Source organism: Laspinema sp. D2d (assembly GCF_025370755.1).
Taxonomy (GTDB): domain Bacteria; phylum Cyanobacteriota; class Cyanobacteriia; order Cyanobacteriales; family Laspinemataceae; genus Laspinema.
On record NZ_JAMXFC010000010.1, the window covers coordinates 100,425 to 119,954 of the forward strand.

The window sequence follows — 19,530 nt, forward strand, 5'->3', positions numbered from 1 at the left end:
GAGCATGGAGAATTTAAAAGTTATTTATTTTACAGACTTTCATTATTTTACAATAAATCTCTCCTATAGGTTAATTCCTTAAAAAAGTTTAAATTAAAATTAACCTGGGATTAACCTAGGGTATCAACAAGAGCGGTCAAGAATTAAAAACCAAAACCTCCTGGGTCTAAGGGGTTATACTGACGCCAAAAGTTTTTAAAATACGGGGTTAGCCCTCACTCTATTATACCCAATTTCTCGGGGTCGGTGTGATAGCCCGATGAAACAAAGGAAGGGGATGAATTGAGGAATACCTATTTAAACCGGAGAGACTGGTAAATCCCCGGATTCCGACTCGTCCCCAGACCGACGAGGTGGGGTTTAAGCTGGCGAATCTGTTAATTTTCGTGACAAATTGAGCAGTCACGACCCCTTTGCTTGGCCCGATAGAGGGCCTGATCTGAGGAGGCAATGAGATGTTCTAAGGAGTCATGTTTTGTAGGGATGACTGTAGCAATACCTATACTGAGGGTAATCCAATCGCAGACTGGAGAGTTCCGATGGGGGAGATGGAGGGTGGCGAGGGCCTTACGAATGCGATCAGCAACGGCGATCGCCCCATCGGCGAAGGTATTGGGCAAAATTACCGCAAATTCCTCCCCGCCATATCGCGCTACTAAATCCTCCCGACGACTGCCACAGTCCTTTAAAACTCGTGCCACTTCTTGCAAACAGTGATCGCCTGCTTGGTGTCCGTAAGCGTCATTATACCCCTTAAAAAAATCAATATCACATAACAGCAAAGATAGGGGTTTGTTCTCCTCAGTTAGCCGATCCCATTGTTGAGATAAATAGCGATCAAACATTCGCCGGTTTGCGACTTGGGTTAATCCATCTAAAGTTGCCTGTCGGTGTAACTCTTGATTGGCGACTTCTAGTTGTTGATACAGGTTTTGAAGTAATTCTGTGGCTAATTCATGAATGTGGGCATGGGCGAGTAATAATTGATGTACGTCCAACAAGCGATAAGTTCCCGGGTTGATTTCTACCACAATCGGTTCATAAAGTAAATCCGGCGATCGCGATAAAACCCCCTGGACTGCTGCAACAATGGTCACGGAACTTTTAAACCGTAAATATTCGATTTGAGTGAACCGATATAAAACCTGAATTGGCCGTTTAAAAAATAATTCTAACCCGTAAGGTCGAGAAAGCTGCTCAAAAAATCTCCCCCGAGAAATCATCCCTAACAGTTCACCTTCTGCCAGCAAAATCACCCCAGGCAACACCGGATTTGCATTAAAAGTTTCTGCTACCTCCCGCCCCATCACCCCTACATTCACCTGATAATCATAAAGGGAGAGTGCGGATAGCGTTGACTCTAAATGCAAGGTTTTCATACAGACCCGATCGGAAAGTAAGAAAGATGAATCGGGGGGAGACTGATTCAAGATAGAAGCATTCCCCAGATCCATTGAACTTGATGTATAAACTTTCATATCTTCTCCATCCTTTAGAAGGTTTAGCATTATGGCCTATTTCAGGGGTGAGTTAGCCCTGGGGATTGTTGAGTCGCCAGGGTTCACCGGGATTGACTAGGGTCTGCCCGTGGATTTCCGGTCAATAATACCCGGCGATCGGGTACAAAAGGGGAAAATTTTGAATAAGCATATCGTAAACCGATTTAGGAGATTTCTGGGCAATCCCACAGATTTTTTAATGTTTTGATACAATTACTGAGGCTGATACTGATTGGGAAGTAAATTTTTTTGAATCATTCATGAATTGGATAAAATTAAATTAAATTTTATTTAATGTTTTGTTAAAAATTAAATAGTTTAACCCCGGTTTCAATCATCCATTACCCCGGCGATCGCCCGGGGTGGTCCCGGAAAAGTCGATCGCCCGGGGGGACTGTACCCTAGAAAACAGGGACTGAGGATCAGCCCCAGGTTTTCCCTCGCACCCTGTAATATAGTGAGGATGGTTTGCACTTGGCTTCAATCTCAAAGGCATCCAAAGTTTCTTCTGGATTCATTGCCGTTCCTTGCCTGGGAGGATTGACAGCAAATGGCGACCCCACCCTGTAAACAATTTGGACTGATCAGGGGACTTCCCCCCCGGGTTAATTGATATCGAAGCTCCTCACTGCGAAAAATAAGCCGAACCGCATGATGAATCAAGTACACAACGCCTTTACCCTGTTTATGAGTCTGCTTGTAGAGGCTCTACCCTTTTTGCTCCTCGGGGTGTTGTTTTCTAGTGCACTGTTGTTGTTCGTCGATGAAACAAAACTCATTTCTTCCATCCCGCGCAACCCGGTCCTCGGGGCGTTAATCGGGAGTTCCATCGGGTTTCTGTTTCCTGTCTGCGAGTGTGGAAATGTCCCCGTAGCGCGAAGATTACTGATGCAGGGGGCCTCTCCCTCGGTGGCAATTGGGTTTTTACTGGCGGCTCCCACGGTGAATCCGATTGTGATTTGGTCCACTTGGACGGCATTTCGGGACCAACCTGAACTGGTGGTGTTGCGGGTGGTTTTTTCCCTGGCGATCGCCACGATTATTGGGTCAATTTTTAGTTTTCAAAAAGATTTAACCCCCTTCGTCCAACCAATGGTAGCCCGGGCGATCGCTCAATCCTCCGGCGCAAAATTCTCCGGGACCCGCACATCCCCGGATTTGTCCTCGGATTCGGAAAATATCTCTCCCCTGTTGCAGTCAGGAACGTTTTTATTAGGCACTCCAGGCAGTCCCCAGCGCCTCGATGCCACCACAATGGAAACGGTGTTATTGGCATCGAAAGCCGGAAATTTGGGGGGTGCAGGGGCGGTCCTACCCGGCGATCGCCTGTTTTCCCAGCGCCTACGCTTGTTTGTCGAGAATGTCATGGCTGAACTGCGGGAACTTGGCGGGGTCCTTGTCTTCGGCAGTGCGATCGCCGCTATCATTCAAGTTGCCGCCCCTCGGGACCTAATTCTCAGCTTAGGACAAGGCCCCATCACTTCCATTATTGCCATGCTGGTCCTCGGCGCTGTCGTCTCAATTTGTTCCACCGTGGATGCCTTTTTTGCCCTCTCCTTTGCCTCCACGTTTACCACCGGCTCCCTATTAGCCTTTTTAGTCTTTGGACCGATGATTGACATCAAAAGTATCGGACTGATGATGTCGATTTTTAAAGCAAAACCCCTGGTTTACTTGTTCTTAATTTCCGGGCAGTTAACCTTTTTACTCACCCTGGCTTATAACTTGAAATTTAGCTAGGAGAAATTTAGAATAAAGGGGGAAACAGGCTTAAAAAGAGGTGGAAATCTCCGCCTCCATTCCCTCTCCTCTCCCCTTACAACGGTAGGTTTTTGATGTTTATGGTGATTTGCCTTACTATTCACTGCATCTCCGGTCCCCTCCCCTTGGCAAGGGGAGGGTTAGGGTGGGGTCCTCCTGACGTGGCAAAGCCACGTCAGGAAGAATGACTGGCTGGAGGGGTGTCGGCGGTGGGATTGGCGATCGCTCGTTACGAACAAAGAGGTTGGCACCCTGTGTTCCATACAGGCGCGATAATCTCAAAGAGTGCGTTATGTGGCAATCGCCCAAGAAGAAGAACCCCACCCTAACCCTCCCCTTGCCAAGGGGAGGGGACCGGAAGTGCAGTTATGTGTGAAAAACCTACTCTTGTAAGCTCCTATCCTTCCCTCGCCTATCCTGTTCCTCTTGCAACTGGAAACCTTCATCTCTAATATGGCTGTTCAACTCCCCAAAATTTTCCGATTTTCAAGCTTGGGACCCTGGATCGAAGTCCTCGCCGTCTTAGCTTGGGGTGTCTTACTCCTCAAATATTGGGTGAGTGGGGAATTGAATATCCTCATTCACCCCAATTTCTTTGCCCTCACCAACGGGACTGGGGTATTCTTGATTCTGCTGGCCTGCTATAAAGCAGCACAATTGGTCTATCAACAATGGCGATCGCGACGGGTCCGGAATCGAGGGACGAGCACTGGAACCCCCGCGACGCAGCATATTACCCTGTTTCCTCCGGGATGGAGTGCGATGTTGCTCTTACTCACGGCACTCCTCGGGTTCCTAATCAGTCCCCGTGTCTTTGCCAGCGATAAGGCAATGATGCGGAATGTCAATGATTTTTTACCCGTCACCCAATCCCAACCCCAAGCGTTTCGCACCGCCAGAAAACCCGAGGAGCGATCGCTGATTGACTGGGTGCGCACGTTAACGGTATATCCTGAACCCGATGCTTACACCGGACAACAGGTCAATGTGCAAGGGTTTGTCATTCATCTCCCGGACTTGCCCGAGGAATACTTTTTAATCTCTCGCTTTGTGATTACCTGTTGTGCGGCAGATGCCTATCCCGTGGGGCTGCCGGTGAAATTATCCCAAAGTCGCACTGCTTATCCGCCTGATACTTGGTTAGAAATCAAAGGGAAAATGACAACGGAAACTTTGGAAAATCGCCGTCAATTGACGATAGTGGCGAATTCTATTGAAGAAATTCCCGAACCCCGAAATCCTTATGAATATTAAGGGATGGGTTTCCTTGAATTAAAAACCGGGTCAGTTAAACCCGGTTTTTAGCCTCCATTTTATTATATATAGCGGCTGCTGGAATAATGAAGTACAGGGAGTCACAGGAGTGCATCCGCCAATTTCTTTCCCACAATGTAGAATTTAGGATTTTTTTGTGAATTTTTGAAACAAAAGTTGCAGTCCCAGACAAAATAAACCCAACGCAGCAAAGCCAAAAACAAAGGTTGCCAGGGTACTCACTCCCGTGACTAAGGTCCGAACTGCTGCGGAAATATTAACAGCGATCGGATTATCGGAGTGAATGGGTTTGTTGGCAAAGGTGGAGGCGATCGCACTGGTGAGCATCATACAGGCATAAGCAAACCCTCCAGAAATCAAGGAACCCATAAAGCAGCGCATCAAGGTGGGTTGAACGGGTTCTTCATGGGTCACTGAAAGCGGGTTGGGTTGAGTCGGTGTAGGATTAGTCATGAGTTTCTCTTGTAAATTGACTGTTTAAATTTTAACGTTTGGATTTGGATATCGAGAGAACCAAATCCCCCTAATGGACCCCTGGGGCTAACTGAATCCCGGTATTAATGAATTGAGCAATCCAAAAATCTAGGTCCGGATTTCCTAGGGTGTTTTGAACTTGTGCGCGGATTTGTTCCGCTTTTTCCCGGGAGTCGGTGAGGGCAAATACAGTGGGTCCGGAACCAGACATCAGGGTTCCTAAAACATCAAATTGTTCAAAGGTTTGCCGCAGTTTTAACACTTGAGGATATTCCGGCAACACAACTTTTTCTAAGTCATTGTGCAGACATTCTACCACTTTCATCTCATCCCGAAGAGCGATCGCCTTCACAATGGGTCCCGAATGGACGCGCTGTTGTCTCGCTGCTAAATCGGTGGATTCTCGAACGTAGGTACTGCCAAATTGCTGGCGATAGGTTTGATACGCCCAAGCGGTAGAAACCCCTAGACTGCGATATTTTGCCAGAATCACATACAATCCTTCTAAATCCGGCAGGGGTTCGAGTTCGTTTCCCCGTCCCGTTGCCAAGGCGGTCCCCCCGGTGATACAAAAGGGAATATCTGAACCCAGTTGACTGGCTAAATCTTGTAATTCCGGTTGGGTTAAGCCCAGGTCCCAGAGCATTTCTAGCCCCACCAACACGGCGGCAGCATTGCTGGACCCCCCGGCTAATCCGGCAGCGACGGGTATCTGTTTATCGATAAAAATATCAGCACCACCATATTGCTCAAAAGCTTCTGGATAGTTGGTTTTGAGCAGTTCAGCGGCGCGGTAGGCGAGGTTGGTGCGATCGCAGGGGACCTCGGGATGTTGGCAGTGGATCCGAAATTCCTCGGTGCCATTGGCGCGAATCTCCAGGCGATCGCCTAAGTCAATGCTTTGCAGGACCATTGATAATTCGTGATACCCATCCGGGCGATCGCCGATAATTTCCAGATATAGATTGATTTTAGCCGGTGCAAACAAGGAATAAGAGCGCATGAGGGATATTTTAAGGGGTGACGGAAGGTTCTAGGGTTAAAAGGTTACTTAAAGCTACCCACTGCGATACGCTGAGGTCTTCGGCACGCACTTGGGGGTTAATGTTTAATTGTTCCAGAAACTGGGTCAGTTGATCGCGATCAATCAGTCCTTTTAAATTATTTCGTAACATTTTGCGCTTGCTGGAAAACCCAACTTTTACTAATGTCTCTAACCATCGGGGGCGATCGGCAGGAATCGCTAAGGGTCGCGGCGACAACCGGATCACGGCGGAATCGACTTTAGGTGCGGGGTAGAAGGCTTTCGCGGGAACGGTACAGATATATTCGCACTCCGCGACATACTGCACCCGCACGGATAATGCCCCATAAGTGCGGGATCCCGGTTCAGCATTGATCCGTTCAGCTACTTCTTTTTGAATGAGTAGGACAATGGACTCATACGACATTCGCGGCGGTTGGGAAATCGTGCCCAGGAGTTTTTCCAGAATGGGTCCGGTGATATTATAGGGAATATTGGCAACGACTTTATTGGGATGGTGAAACAGTTCCGGAGTTTGGGTTAAGACGGACTCTAAATCCAGGTCCAAAAAGTCGGAACATAAGAGTAAGAAATTGGGGATATCTCCCAATTTTTTGGCAAGTTTTTGGGACAAATTTCGGTCAATTTCTACAGCCACTAGAGATTCAGCTAGGGGCAGTAACTGCCGGGTGAGGATGCCGGTCCCTGGGCCAATCTCTAGGATGCGATCGCCGGGAGATAATGCCGCCGCTTTGACAATTTCATTGAGGGCTTTATCGCTTTGCAGCCAGTGTTGAGCAAATTGTTTACGAGGATAAGGCGATGGCATTTTTATCAGGGGTGGGTTCGGTGGAAAGTTGAGCTTTTTTATTTTACCGGGTTTTGGAGCGGAAAATTGCCCTCTTTCTCAAGGAAGATTTGAGCTTATTTCTTCAGGAGGAATTTTTGCGGATTTGCTGGGGAGACCGACTTTCATCCCCCCACAAAGAAAGAAATTAAAAACGTTCTACCTTAAGGGAGAGGAAAGCTAGAGTAAAAATTACTAAAGTTTACCTATCGTGTAAAACACCATAAGGATATACAATTATCATGGCAAATTTAGCAGACAACATCAAACAAGTCAAAGAAAGTCTACCGAATATTACCCCGACGCCACCGGATTTAAAACCCCAGGTTACCCCCGGAGAACTTAAGTCGCGTCTGGAATGGGGAGAACCCGGTTTAACCATTATTGATGTGCGCGATCGCGAATCTTTCAACTACGAACGCATCACCGGCGCAATCACCATGCCTATGGAGAACCTCGCCGAGACCGTCAGTTCCAGCTTAGAATACAAGCGGGATATCTACCTGTATGGAGACAGCGACGAGCAAACCAAACAAGCTGCTACTGAACTGCGTAGCGGTGGTTTCATCAATGTTGCTGAAATTAAAGGCGGTTTACCGGCTTGGAAAGCGATCGGCGGTCCCACCGAAGGGATTATTTCCGTGGAAGGTCCTTCCGGTCCTAGTTCTGTGAAGAAAAGTGAAAGTAATGTGGCAGCTCGTGTCGCCAAGCAAGGCGATTTGGAAGCTAAAAAATCTCAGCAACATCGCTAGAGTTCACTTCTCAAGTCTAGGATAAATTGGGGAATTAAGCCTAAATTTCGATTCTAGGCTGGCCCTGCTTCCAGATAGTAGAGGCGCGATCAATCGCGTCTCTACTCAGGCATTTTTATGGTACTTTTCAGCCTATTGAGCGATCGCCGTTAAAGAGTCCAAATTAACGACTTTCCAGGTACTTGCTAACGCTTCACTAATTGCCCCTGTAATAAAGTCATCACTCCAATAGGCAACATGAGAGAGGGGATTCCAACTGGTTAATAAATTCCCCACATTCACCGGCCAATCGGTCGTGACCACCTGATCATATTCTGGACTGAGGGACTTGAGCGGATAAGAAATAATATCATTCGGGTCATAAAAATTAACCCATTCCCCGACTAAATCCGGATGATAAGCTGATAACTGCTTCGCCGGAACCTGGATGGGACGATCAAACTTTTGATGCAAACTCCACAGGGCGATCGGACTGCCGAGACTATAAAATAAAGTCAGAGTTTCCCCCCGTTCTAACGGGGTATTTCCCATCTCATTGGTGACTGATTCAGGCATCAGCACTTTACTCCCCCGAGTCCGAGTAAATTCCTGAAGATCATAAAAGTAATTGCTGGCAATCACAGTGCCTAGACTATGAGCAATGGTGCAGAGAGGGGCGGTGGGACCGGCTTTTTCCGCTAAATTTCGCAGACTTTCTGCAACCCTAGCGTGAATCAGATCATACAGACGCCGATCGCGTTCCGAGGTGACTTGATAGGCGATTGTATCTCCTAACACATTGATGAAAAAAAACCGCAACCATTCAAACCGCAAATTGTCTCCCTTCACTTTTTCCCATAACTCTTGTTGTTCCGGTTGCAGCAGCGGTGCCCAATAAATATATTCAAAGACTAATCGCTGTTCCGCTTCTTCTGGGGAAATCCCCAACTTCTGGGCAAATGTTTCGATAATTTGGCGGGATAACTGACTAAAATATTCCGGTTGTTCTAACTTCCCTTCATCCACATCCGGATCTCCCGACCCCATGCCATGAATGACGGCAACGGCTATTTTTTGAACTGACATGATGCTAACCCTTTTAGAAAAAATTGGTAAACTTGTCCCTATGATAAATGCGATCGCCCTGCTAGGCTGCCTCCTTTTGGCTGATATTTAGAATCGAGAACAGGTTGGAACCGCACAAAACGCTCAGGAAATCTCGTCATTTCAGCAGGGTTGAGCTTTCAACACCGTATAAAGTCTCACAACAATGACGCCGATCGCTCGAACCCGTCCCGTTCTTTTTCCCCTTGCTACTTCAGCCGCAGGGAATGGCGATCGCACTATCGCTTACTGTTCAATCTTTAATTCTGCAACCACTCGCAGCACTTCCGCCACCGTCCAAGCTTGAGCAAAAGCCCCCGTCGGCTTCATCGGCGCATCCCCATCAAAAATCTCACTGAGATTACCCAGACAAGCCTCTAACAAATGATTGGCAAGAGAGTCAAGAAATGTAGCCGCAGTTTTACGATCCTTTGTAACCCGCAGATAAGCTGAAATATAAGGTCCAATCAGCCATCCCCAAACCGTTCCCTGATGGTAAGCCCCATCCCGTTCTAGGAGGGTTCCCCCGTAATGTCCGATATAGTTGGGATCTGTCGCCGCCAGACTCCTCAAGCCGTAGGAAGTGAGAAGCGATCGCCCACAAACCTCAACTACCGCTCGTTGTTGGTTCCCCGGTAACGGACTATCCGGTAAAGATACAGCAAAAATCTGATTCGGGCGCAAGGAAGGATCATCTCCATCCGGCGTATCAATCACATCGTAACAATAGCCTAACGCTTCATTCCAAAACCGCTCAAATCCAGCCCGGGTGCGATCGCCTAACTTCTGATATTCCCCCTCGGGCTTTCCTAACTTCCGCGCAAACACCGTCATAGTTCGCAAGGCATTATACCACAATGCATTCACCTCCACCGGCTTACCTTGGCGCGGAGTCACCACCCAGTCCCCTACTTTCGCATCCATCCAAGTCAGTTGCACTCCCGGTTCCCCGGCATAAAGCAATCCATCGGCTTGATCCATCTGAATGTGATATCTTGTACCTTGTTGATGCCAGTTTATAATCTCTCGCAACACTGGCCATAATTGTTTTAACAGCTTTTTATCTTTTGTCGCCTGATAGTAAGCCCGGATCGCCTGAAAATACCACAGAGTCGCATCCACCGTATTATAATCCGGGGTTTCTCCCTGATCGGGAAACCGATTGGGTAACATTCCTTGATTCACATACTGGGCAAAGGTTTGGAGAATCAATTTTCCAATGTGCGGACGTCCAGTACAGAGGGTTAAACCGGGCAGGGCGATCGCCATGTCCCGTCCCCAATCCCCAAACCAAGGATATCCGGCAATAATTGTTTTGCCATCGGGATGGTTTGGGTAAGGGCGATCGACAATAAAGCGATCGGCAGCTAACACAAGCTCACGCACCCACTCTGGGGATTTTCGGGACAATTGATATACTTTCCCCGGTTTCCCTTTCAATCCTTTCCCTTTCAGGGCCCGTTTAATTAACTGTTGATCCCACTGCCGACGAGACTGTAAAGCACGTTCTACCCCTAAACTGGCATGGGAGTCGGTACTCACTGAGATCGCCAACGATTGTCCCGGTTGTAACTCGCCCTGAACGGTTGCTACTTGCAGTAAATCTTCCACGCAGTCCCCACCCCGACTCTTTTCTACCGCCAAATCAAACCCATAATGCCACTGATGCGCCGGACTGACTGCGCCTCCAACGGCATACAAATAGAGCGGAACTGCCCCGGGAAATGCTGTAATACACAGACCCGAACTCACTGACTCCACCTGCATCAACCGGCTATTTCCCTGGGTCGTATGATGGCGATCGCGATAGGTTGCAAACCCTTTTATTGTTAAAGTAATGGGCAAACTAGACCGACGCAGGGTATAATAAATGTAAGTGGTATTTTCCCCTTGCTGCATCCAAATCCGTTTTTCTAACAACGCATCTCCAAACCCATAACTCCACACCGGAATAGAACCCTCTAAATGAAACCGTTCGAGTACCCGATATCCTTCGGGTTCTACGGTTCCATCGGCCCATCGGTTAGTAAATAGCGGATAGCGATCGCCACCATAACTCGCGACTTCATCTAACTTAGAAAACAACAGGGTATGACCCAACGGCGGAGCAAGTGCAGCCATTAGTAACCCATGATAGCGGCGTGTTAACAGTCCAGCCACCGTACCCGAGGCATAGCTGCCTGTCCCATTCGTGACCAGCCATTCGCGAGATTCAGATGTTACCAAATCGCCACAAAGTTCTCGACCCAGTTCAATTTTACGCATAATTTTCTTCCATTTATTTAGATTAAATGATGTTGATTTCAAGACTGAACTATGACCCCGGATGTCTTAGGGGCAGTCTTAAGCTCCTGCCCCAAAACCCCGGATTATTTCCCCCAATTTTTGTTATTTAATCCTCTGTTTTCTACACAAATGTGAGAAAATTATTCTGCAAGAGTCCCCTCTTTTCATCCTTCCGCAGAAACGGGGCTAGATACAGAGTCAGGTTTGGGGAAAAACTTTTCTGTGACTCCTGCAGTGACCAAATGAGATAACAATCCCATTGGACCTGCAAACAAGCATAACAGCAGAGAGTGAGTCGTCCAAACCCCGGTCTGCTGTCCTTGCCAATAGATCCAGCGACCTACAAACAAATCCATGACTAAATAATGAACCCACCCCGTAGCAGCAGCCCCTTCATTGCCAAAAAACCGGGCAATATCTGCCAGGGTGGGATTAGACATGGATTGGGCTGTTTCTGCGTCCACTTGTCCGAAAAACAGATAAATATACAAAAGGGCTAGGGGAACAAAGGGCAGATAGGATTCCATCACCTTGCGGCTGACTCCCCAATTGGGTAAGACAATCATCAAGAACCAGAAGGGCAAGACAAAGAGGTTACCGGCATTAAACAAGAGTTCGAGGTTCATGGGTTGCTGTTTTGCTGTCAATTTAACAAAAGGTTACAATAAAACCACTCCCGCACAAAATCCAGTGCGAGAATTTTGCAGAAGTAATCCCTATGGGGTGGCCTCGGGCCCAGAGTCCGGTACATTCTAGCAACCCGTGCTAAGATTAGCGAAAACCACCGCTTAACGGTTCCTATCCAATCCCAGGAGAACTCTAATGACTGTTCATGATTTATTAATGCTGGTGCTGTTACTTTCCCCCGGTTTAGCCCTTTCTGCTTTGGTCATGGTCGCTTTTGCGGCGGGGGGTTGAACTTCGGTGAATGGCCTAGAGACGCGATTGAGATTGCGTCTCTATTTTTTTTTCAGGGAATTTTCTCGGGATAAAAACCGTTCTGGGTTCAACAGAGAATCCTCCAGTTTCCTCGTTCTCACAAGCCACCCTTTGACCTAAGCCTCTGGAGAATAGGTCACTCCTTTGATCCCGGGGCGATCGCCGAGGATAGGATTACCTACCAGACATTTTGTATTCTTAGTTACAACTTTTGAATCACGCCCAGGCCAACAGCGAAGAACACCGTTTTTTCTGGGTGCAGCCCAGTCTTAAAGTTGAGGATAAACCAAACATTGATCCGGCTGTACCCCTTGTGGAAGAAGGCTTGTGACCGTAAACTCTCATCATCGCCACTGATAGGTTCGGGGAGAATGTTAATTTTTGTAAAAAGCCGTTTTAGGGGTTCCCATTTTGACCAAAGCGTGCTAATATGTCTGTCGAGAGTGAATTCGGTAGTAGCATTTGTTTCTGGTATTGAGTAGGTATTTCCCTTTTCGTATTGGCAGCTTCTCTCCGAAATCTCAAACTCTACAACTCGTGAATTTTGGAGACATCCCATGTCTATTTATGTAGGCAACCTTTCTTACGAAGTAACCCCAGAAGATTTAACTTCTGTTTTTGCCGAATATGGTTCGGTTCAGCGAGTTCACCTTCCCACAGACCGGGAAACAGGCCGTCCTCGCGGCTTTGCTTTTGTGGAAATGAAGAGTGAGAGTGAAGAAGCTGCGGCAATTGAAGCACTGGATGGTGCCGAATGGATGGGTCGCGATATGAAGGTTAACAAAGCCAAACCCCGGGAAAACCGGAGTTCCTTCGGTGGTGGAGGCGGTGGTGGTCGTCGAAACAGCAATTTCTCCTCTAATCGTTACTAATCTTGGCGATCGCAGAATACAACAATTCAACCCTTTGAATTCTCTATGAAAGCGCTGAGGCACTTGATGAAGTGCCTCAGCATTTCTTATATTTGTGAGATATATAACCAAGCTTCTAAGTCATCTCTTGAAAATTGCTAATAATTCTCAATAATTTGAGATTAAAAAATTGTCGCGGCTGATTTCTGGGGAGTAACCCAGTCCCCTATCGGTAAAAATCAGAAATCAGCCCCGAAAAAAGTGGGATGAATTAGGGCTTTTCAGCAGCGATCGCCAATTTTGCCCCTTCAATGCGACGCACCCGATCCATGACTTCCACCACCTGTCCATGTTCAACGGCTTTATCGGCTTTTAACACCACCACGGAAACAGGTTCAGCCTTCATGCGATCGCGTACCGCTTGCTCTAAATCCTCCAAGGCGATCGTCTTTTCATCCAGCATCAACATTCCTTCAGCATCAATAGAAACCGTCAGTTTCACCGTTTCCGTTTGCACCGCTGCCGTAGAGGCTTGGGGCAAATTCACTGGCAATCCTTCAGATTTCGATAAAAACATTGAAGAAATGATAAAAAACGCCAAAATACTAAAAATGACGTCAATCATCGGGACAATATTAATCTGAGCTTGAGTTTCCGGTTCATCGGGTAGACGCATACTTTTGTTCTCCTCTGTCTCTTTCATAGCGATGACGATAGAGTAACTCAAGCTGACCCCCGACTTCTTGAATTAACGCAATCTGTCGGACATAAAAACTGCGAAATGTATTAGCAAACAGCAGGGTAAAAATTGCCACCACTAATCCCATGACTGTAGAAACAAGGGCCTCACTAATCCCCCCCGTTACCCCAGTGGTATTGCTACCCCCCACATCCCCGAGTCTGAGGGCTCCAAATGATTGCATCAAGCCTAAAATTGTCCCTAATAACCCCAATAAAGGGGCGACATTAATAATGGTTTCAAACACGGTATTGAAGCGCTTGAGCAGGGGAATTTCCGCCTGGGCAGCACTTTCTAGGGCCAGTCGAAACTCTTCCGGATTGGGGTCATCTAGCGCCAATGCCTCTAAAAAGATTCGGGCGACTGGTAAATCTGCATTGAGTTGGAGCTTTTTCATCGCGAGATCCGGGTCTTGGCGATAGAGTTGCAAGACTTCGCGGACCATTCTCCCCTGGCGGCGATTTAGCCGAAACCAGAAAAATAGGCGTTCTGCAATCAGCGCTAATGCAAGGATTGAAGCAATCAGGAGCGGTACTGAGACTATCCCGCCCGCAGCCATTATCTTACCGAAATTACCCATGTAGTTTACGTTCCTCGAACCCACAACAGAGACCCGGGCGGGTCCTGCTGCTCTTATTTGATAAATTTTCTCAAAAAGCCTAGATCAAATGAGGAGAGTTTGTCAAGAGGGTTTGTAAAATTGAAGAAAAAGAAATTGACCCGGATTCCTATGATCTCAGGGACCCGAGTTTGAAGGTATTGCAAGGTCTCTCCTGCTTATTTCCCCGTTTAAAATTATTGCAACTTTACCCCAGTTATTGCGATAGACCCTCAAAAGTGCTTCTCCCGAAGCCTGCTCAAACCCTTGGGTCTATGCCAGAATAAAACAGGCGATCGCCTCATGGCAGATCCATCATCCTAAACTATCAACAAGATAGGGAGATTCTACCGTGCGCCCGGACCTCAAAGAGTTACCCATCCCCAAAACTGAACTTAAGCGCTTGAGTGGTCTGGATATTGAAGCGGTTAACCACTTTTCTATCCCAACCCTCCTCAGTTTAGATCCTGGACCCGATTCACCGGGGTTAATCCGCTATTTACCCTTTCTGTTCGCCTTTGCAGTTGGCTTAACCTACCCCGTGGCGATCGCCCTTTTAAATCTCACCTTTCCTTTCGAGTGGTTGTTCCTGAGTACCCAACTGGTTTTGGGATTATTTCTCACAAAGTTGGTGCAGTTTTTCTGGGTAAAAAAACACGTGGGCCAATCTCTCCCGGGATTGTTGCATGAAGTAGAACGATTTAATGATATCATTCGCGTCATTGATATCAACGATCGCCTTGAAGAAGTGGGAAATCCTGACGTTCATTTACGCGATCGCGAACAAGTGGTTCAAGCCCTCCAATTAACCAAAGAAGATTTAATTCGCGCTTTAAGAACTGAACGAATCCTCCGCAAACATCAAACATTCATCGCCCGAAATCCCGAAATCTTTGCCAACAACTTAACCGCTTTAGCCGCCTTGCAAGTTGCCGACAAAGCCAGTGAACATGGACGCCTCCTCAATGAAGCCTTGCAGATTGCCCTTAGTGCCCATGAAGAAATTGGCAAATTATCCCCTAGAACCCGATCCGCGTCTCCTCAAACTCCCGACTCCACCTAAAACAATCGGACATCTGGCAGGGAAATCCTATCCCTGAATTTGTTAAAATATCGACCAGTCCAAGGGTACTCTGAACTAAGGGCCTGGACTGGCATAATCAAGTCAGTGGCAATTCTATTGATAGGAGTATCAAACCGTGCGACGAGATTTACAAGGCTTAGAAATTAGCAAAGGAGAACTCAGACGCCTCAGCGGGGTGTCCGTAGATGAGTTAATTCGACCTTCGACGATGGAAAATGCAAACAGAAGGTCAAATTTTTTATATAAAGAGACGTTACTCATTAGTTGTTTAACCATTATTTTATTTATAGCCCTCTTAGCCTTTGGAGATTGGATTGCCTGGGAAATTAGAGGAGTTCCCTTGGATTTAGCTTTTAATAATGCCCCATCTTGGATTGTTTTGGGAACCCTAGCGAGTACCACTTGTATCAGTGCGATCGCCTCCCGGTTTATCTGGCTGAAAAATAACACCCGGAAGGGGGATTCTCTTCTGGGTCTTCTCGATGATGTCGAAAATTATAATGATTTAATTAAGGCGATCGAACTGAATGACTCCCTGGAAGATGTGGGAAATCCCGGGGTTCGATTGACCAACCGCGATGATATCATTGATGCTTTGAAACTTACCCGGCAAGATTTAATTCGTGCCTTAAGAACCGAACGCATTTTAAGAGAAAATCGCAACTTTATCGAACGCAATCCTGAATTATTTGCCAATAATTTAAACGCGATCGAAGCGTTGCAAGTGAGCGATAAAGCCAGTGAACGGGGACGATTGCTCAATGAAGCTTTACAAATTGCCTTAAACACCCAAGGAGAACTCAGAAAACTGCAAGATAGAGGGCATCATTATTAACCGTTTTTAAAGCCTAATCAAGAGAGTCGCCCTCCCAAACCCTTTGGGTGGAGTTGTTTTTGCACCGATCGCGTGGGAGGGAGTCGCCAAACTTTCAGCAAAAATTGCATCCAGATGGGGTGCGATCGCGATCGCCCGTTCCCCGAAGATGAGAAAATGGGAGCAACCGCGTCAAAAGTAACCATGAACACTCAACCGAAAATTATCGTTCTCGATGACGATCCGACGGGTTCCCAAACCGTACATAGTTGCCTGTTGCTGACTCAATGGGATGTCGAAACCTTGCGCCTGGGATTGCGCGAGGAAGTCCCCATTTTCTTCGTTCTCACTAATACGCGATCGCTGACCCCGGATCAAGCGAATGCCACCACTCGCGTTGTCTGCCAGAACCTCAAACAAGCACTCGCGGCAGAAAATATTTCAGATTTCCTGGTTGTCAGTCGTTCTGACTCCACCCTACGCGGACATTATCCCATCGAAACCGATGCGATCGCCGAAGAACTTGGTCCCTTTGACGCACATTTCCTCGTCCCCGCCTTTTTTGAAGGGGGACGGATCACCAAAAATAGTACCCATTATTTAATTATTGATGGGGTAGAAACTCCGGTTCATGAAACCGAATTTGCTAAAGATTCCGTGTTCGGATATCAATATAGTTATCTTCCCGACTATGTAGCAGAAAAAACCAAGGGACGGATTCCCGCCACCGAAGTGGATTGCTTTTTACTCGCGGATTTGCGTTCCTCTGAAAACCCTACAAACCCTTCTCTTCAAGAACGGTTAATGCAGTTATCGGGTAACCGTTGTTGTGCCGTGGATGCAGAAATTCAATCGGATTTGGACACCTTTGCGGCGTCGGCGATCGCCGTTGCGAGTCAAGGGAAACGCTTCCTATTTCGGAGTGCAGCCAGTCTTCTCACTTCCCTGGCGAATCTAGGACCCCAACCTGTTGCGGCGATCGACATGAGTCAATTTGTGCGAGAAGCCAAACCGGGTGCAATCATTGTTGGTTCTCACGTTAAAAAAACAACCCAACAATTAGAACGGTTACTATTAGAAACCTCCGTAACCGGCATTGAAATTGATGTCTCGCATTTACTCGAAGAATCACCCACCCAACGGGAAAAATTATTACAAACCATTCTGGATCAAGTCCAACAAGCACACCAGGCGGGAAATACTCCGGTAGTTTATACCAGTCGCCAAGAACTTGCTTTTCCCGATGTTCAAACCCGCTTAGAATTTGGCGTCGCTGTTTCTGCTTTATTAATGGATGTTGTGCGCGGATTGCCTAAAGATATCGGCTTTTTAATTAGCAAGGGTGGGATTACCTCCAATGATGTTTTAAGTACGGGATTAGCCTTAACCAGCGCTCGTCTCCTCGGTCAAATTATTGCTGGGTGTTCAATGGTTCAAACGCCGAATCATCACCCTTTATTTCCCAATCTACCCGTGGTTTTATTTCCGGGTAATGTCGGCGATGCCGATGGATTAGTGACGGTGTACCGGCGACTTACGCATCGTAATTAGAGGGAAATAACGATTAAAATTTTCCGATTCATCACTGCCGGGAGGTAAACTTTCCGGCGGTTTGTACTATTATTTTCCCGTGGGCTAATTTTTCCTTTCTATGAATCAAATTCAGGCCATCTCTATTCCTAAATTAGGACAACAAGCGGCATCTCTCTATCAAGAAGCTCAGAGGCATCTCCAGGAAGGGAATTCTACCCAAGCTACGTTACTTTTTCAGGAAATCATCAAACTCCAGCCAGAGTTTGCCTTGAGTTACCAAGGGTTAGGAGATATTTGGCGATCGCAAGGCAAGCTATCACCCGCTTTGAGATGCTATCTGAAAGTTTTAGAACTTCAACCGGATTTAATTTCAGCAGATTTCTTTTTAGATTTAGGCAGAGAATTCGTTGAAAAAGAGGAAATTAACGAGGCAATTTCATGTTATAGTTACTGCTTAAAAATTGACCCAACTTATACCAAATCTTACTTAAATCTGGGAGTAATGTGGCGAAAAAAAGGGGAGTTAACTAAAGCGATCGCCTTATACCAACAAGCCCTAGCTTTGGAGCCAAGCTTACATTCAGCCTATTTTAACTTAGGCAATATCTTTTTAGAACAAGAACGCCTGGATGAGGCAATTATTGCGTATCTCGAAACCTTGCAGATTCAACCCTATTTTGAATCGGCTTATCAGAATTTAGGCCAAGCCTTAATCAAAAAAGAGCGGATGGAAGAAGCTTTTGCTTGTGCTATTCATCTCCTTCCTAATTCGCTCTTAACAGACTTTGTATCCGGTGTTTTTCCGACTACTATCTCCTCTAAATTCACCACTTATAAAACGGGAACCTATCTACCCATTAATCTCAAAACCTCAGTCAAGCTCTTTCCCCCAAAGACCTATAATAGCAGTTTTCATTCTTATTTTAGGTGGGAAGTTTACCGCAATCCCGAAACATTTGTCACCCAGATTCCTTCTGGACGGGCTTGGGGAGATTCCTACTCCACAGCCGTGATCAACTCCGAGGGTCTTTTCCTAGATGAACTCTGTCAAGGTAGCGCCTCAACGCTTGCCATTTCCCAAAAATTACCCCCAGCCACTCCCCTAGCTGGAACAACCGCCTTTTTATCTGTGCGAGGAGGCAATACTTACTATCATTGGATGGCGGATTTGCTACCCCGTATCAAATTATTACAACTGGCAGATCTTCAATTAGAAGAGATTGATTTTTTTGTCGTCAATAGCTGTCATTTACCATTTCAGCGAGAAACCTTAAATTTGCTGGGAATCCCGACTCATAAAATTATCCAAAATTCGCAAAATCCCCATATCAAAACCTCAAACTTAGTCGTTCCATCTTTACCGGGAGATGTGGGATTAATGTCTCCCTGGAGTTCTCAGTTTCTCCGAGAATCCTTTTTAGAAAAAGCCACAGCCCAGGGATTGCAAACCCCCGATCGCATCTATATCAGTCGTCGTAATGCCAGTTATCGCCGCATCCTCAATGAAGAGGAGACGATCGCCCGGTTATCTCCCTATGGTTTCGTTCCCATTATCCTAGAATCTCTTTCATTTCTCGAACAAGTCGCCTTATTTGCGAATGCTAAAGCCATTATCGCCCCTCATGGTGCCGGATTAACCAATACCGTCTTTTGCAACCCGGGCACGCGACTGATAGAAATTTTCTCCCCCGATATGGTGTCAGTGAACTACTGGGTTGTTAGCAATATTATCGGCTTAGATTATTCTTATTTAATCGGAGAAGACTTAGATGAGTATATAACTCCCATCTCCATCCCCAGACGGTATTACAATCATCCCCTCTATGAGGATATTGTGGTCAATCTCGATTCCTTGGTACATATCATGCACTTTTCAGGAATGATTTAGAATGGTAACCAAAGCGGCGGCGTGGGTCCCATTGAGCCGCGTAACCCCAAGCCGTAGCGATCGCTCAGAAGGGAAAGCCAACC

At 46.7% G+C, this 19,530-nt stretch carries 18 protein-coding genes; 8 read left to right on the forward strand and 10 right to left on the reverse strand.

Annotated elements, in window-relative coordinates:
• Window positions 1-377: 377 nt before the first annotated feature.
• Entirely contained in the window at window positions 378-1,478 is a 1,101-nt protein-coding gene (locus NG796_RS09430) for a GGDEF domain-containing protein (RefSeq protein WP_261206177.1), read from the reverse strand.
• A 675-nt stretch (window positions 1,479-2,153) separates the two neighbouring features.
• Between NG796_RS09430 and NG796_RS09435 the strand changes: the two genes are divergently transcribed.
• Window positions 2,154-3,239: a permease gene (locus NG796_RS09435; protein ID WP_261206276.1), complete on the forward strand. Its 1,086-nt coding sequence runs from the start codon at window positions 2,154-2,156 to the stop codon at window positions 3,237-3,239.
• Window positions 3,240-3,713: 474 nt separating this feature from the next.
• Window positions 3,714-4,514, forward strand: a complete 801-nt coding sequence (locus NG796_RS09440) for a TIGR03943 family putative permease subunit (protein ID WP_261206179.1) — start codon at window positions 3,714-3,716, stop codon at window positions 4,512-4,514.
• 144 nt (window positions 4,515-4,658) lie between these two features.
• On the opposite strand, the gene NG796_RS09445 is transcribed toward NG796_RS09440, so the two are convergent.
• The 3 genes from NG796_RS09445 to rsmA form a co-directional block, all read right to left on the reverse strand.
• On the reverse strand, window positions 4,659-4,988 hold the full coding sequence (locus NG796_RS09445) for a DUF3082 domain-containing protein (RefSeq protein ID WP_261206181.1): 330 nt from the start codon (window positions 4,986-4,988) through the stop codon (window positions 4,659-4,661).
• A gap of 70 nt (window positions 4,989-5,058) precedes the next feature.
• Window positions 5,059-6,012 (reverse strand): 4-(cytidine 5'-diphospho)-2-C-methyl-D-erythritol kinase, encoded by a 954-nt coding sequence (gene ispE / locus NG796_RS09450; protein WP_261206183.1) that lies wholly within the window; start codon window positions 6,010-6,012, stop codon window positions 5,059-5,061.
• Window positions 6,013-6,022: 10 nt separating this feature from the next.
• A complete protein-coding gene (rsmA, locus tag NG796_RS09455; RefSeq protein ID WP_261206185.1) occupies window positions 6,023-6,862 on the reverse strand; it encodes a 16S rRNA (adenine(1518)-N(6)/adenine(1519)-N(6))-dimethyltransferase RsmA in 840 nt (279 codons plus the stop codon).
• A gap of 260 nt (window positions 6,863-7,122) precedes the next feature.
• Here rsmA and NG796_RS09460 point away from each other — a divergent pair, with 260 nt between their 5' ends.
• Window positions 7,123-7,632: a rhodanese-like domain-containing protein gene (locus NG796_RS09460; RefSeq protein WP_261206187.1), complete on the forward strand. Its 510-nt coding sequence runs from the start codon at window positions 7,123-7,125 to the stop codon at window positions 7,630-7,632.
• 132 nt (window positions 7,633-7,764) lie between these two features.
• Here NG796_RS09460 and NG796_RS09465 read toward each other — a convergent pair whose 3' ends face one another.
• The 3 genes from NG796_RS09465 to NG796_RS09475 form a co-directional block, all read right to left on the reverse strand.
• Complete coding sequence (locus NG796_RS09465) at window positions 7,765-8,697, reverse strand: hypothetical protein (RefSeq protein WP_261206188.1); 933 nt, start codon at window positions 8,695-8,697, stop codon at window positions 7,765-7,767.
• 264 nt (window positions 8,698-8,961) lie between these two features.
• Window positions 8,962-10,980: an amylo-alpha-1,6-glucosidase gene (locus tag NG796_RS09470; protein WP_261206189.1), complete on the reverse strand. Its 2,019-nt coding sequence runs from the start codon at window positions 10,978-10,980 to the stop codon at window positions 8,962-8,964.
• A 185-nt stretch (window positions 10,981-11,165) separates the two neighbouring features.
• Window positions 11,166-11,627: an ABA4-like family protein gene (locus NG796_RS09475; protein WP_261206190.1), complete on the reverse strand. Its 462-nt coding sequence runs from the start codon at window positions 11,625-11,627 to the stop codon at window positions 11,166-11,168.
• 870 nt (window positions 11,628-12,497) lie between these two features.
• On the opposite strand from NG796_RS09475, the gene NG796_RS09480 reads away from it, so the two are divergent.
• Entirely contained in the window at window positions 12,498-12,812 is a 315-nt protein-coding gene (locus tag NG796_RS09480; RefSeq protein WP_261206191.1) for an RNA recognition motif domain-containing protein, read from the forward strand.
• Window positions 12,813-13,062: 250 nt separating this feature from the next.
• Here NG796_RS09480 and NG796_RS09485 read toward each other — a convergent pair whose 3' ends face one another.
• Both NG796_RS09485 and NG796_RS09490 read right to left on the reverse strand, forming a co-directional pair.
• Complete coding sequence (locus NG796_RS09485; RefSeq protein WP_261206193.1) at window positions 13,063-13,467, reverse strand: ExbD/TolR family protein; 405 nt, start codon at window positions 13,465-13,467, stop codon at window positions 13,063-13,065.
• Window positions 13,451-14,110, reverse strand: a complete 660-nt coding sequence (locus tag NG796_RS09490; protein WP_261206197.1) for a MotA/TolQ/ExbB proton channel family protein — start codon at window positions 14,108-14,110, stop codon at window positions 13,451-13,453. The genes NG796_RS09485 and NG796_RS09490 overlap by 17 nt, the downstream gene beginning before the upstream one ends.
• Before the next feature lie 370 nt (window positions 14,111-14,480).
• Here NG796_RS09490 and NG796_RS09495 point away from each other — a divergent pair, with 370 nt between their 5' ends.
• Window positions 14,481-15,191, forward strand: coding sequence for a hypothetical protein (locus NG796_RS09495; protein ID WP_261206199.1), 711 nt, complete (start codon window positions 14,481-14,483; stop codon window positions 15,189-15,191).
• 136 nt (window positions 15,192-15,327) lie between these two features.
• Window positions 15,328-16,047, forward strand: a complete 720-nt coding sequence (locus NG796_RS09500) for a hypothetical protein (RefSeq protein WP_261206200.1) — start codon at window positions 15,328-15,330, stop codon at window positions 16,045-16,047.
• Window positions 16,048-16,064: 17 nt separating this feature from the next.
• On the opposite strand, the gene NG796_RS09505 is transcribed toward NG796_RS09500, so the two are convergent.
• Window positions 16,065-16,232, reverse strand: coding sequence for a hypothetical protein (locus NG796_RS09505; RefSeq protein WP_261206202.1), 168 nt, complete (start codon window positions 16,230-16,232; stop codon window positions 16,065-16,067).
• Between NG796_RS09505 and NG796_RS09510 the strand changes: the two genes are divergently transcribed.
• Window positions 16,231-17,577, forward strand: coding sequence for a four-carbon acid sugar kinase family protein (locus NG796_RS09510; protein WP_261206204.1), 1,347 nt, complete (start codon window positions 16,231-16,233; stop codon window positions 17,575-17,577). The genes NG796_RS09505 and NG796_RS09510 overlap by 2 nt on opposite strands.
• Before the next feature lie 100 nt (window positions 17,578-17,677).
• Window positions 17,678-19,447: a glycosyltransferase 61 family protein gene (locus NG796_RS09515; RefSeq protein ID WP_261206206.1), complete on the forward strand. Its 1,770-nt coding sequence runs from the start codon at window positions 17,678-17,680 to the stop codon at window positions 19,445-19,447.
• The last annotated feature ends 83 nt before the right edge of the window (window positions 19,448-19,530 follow it).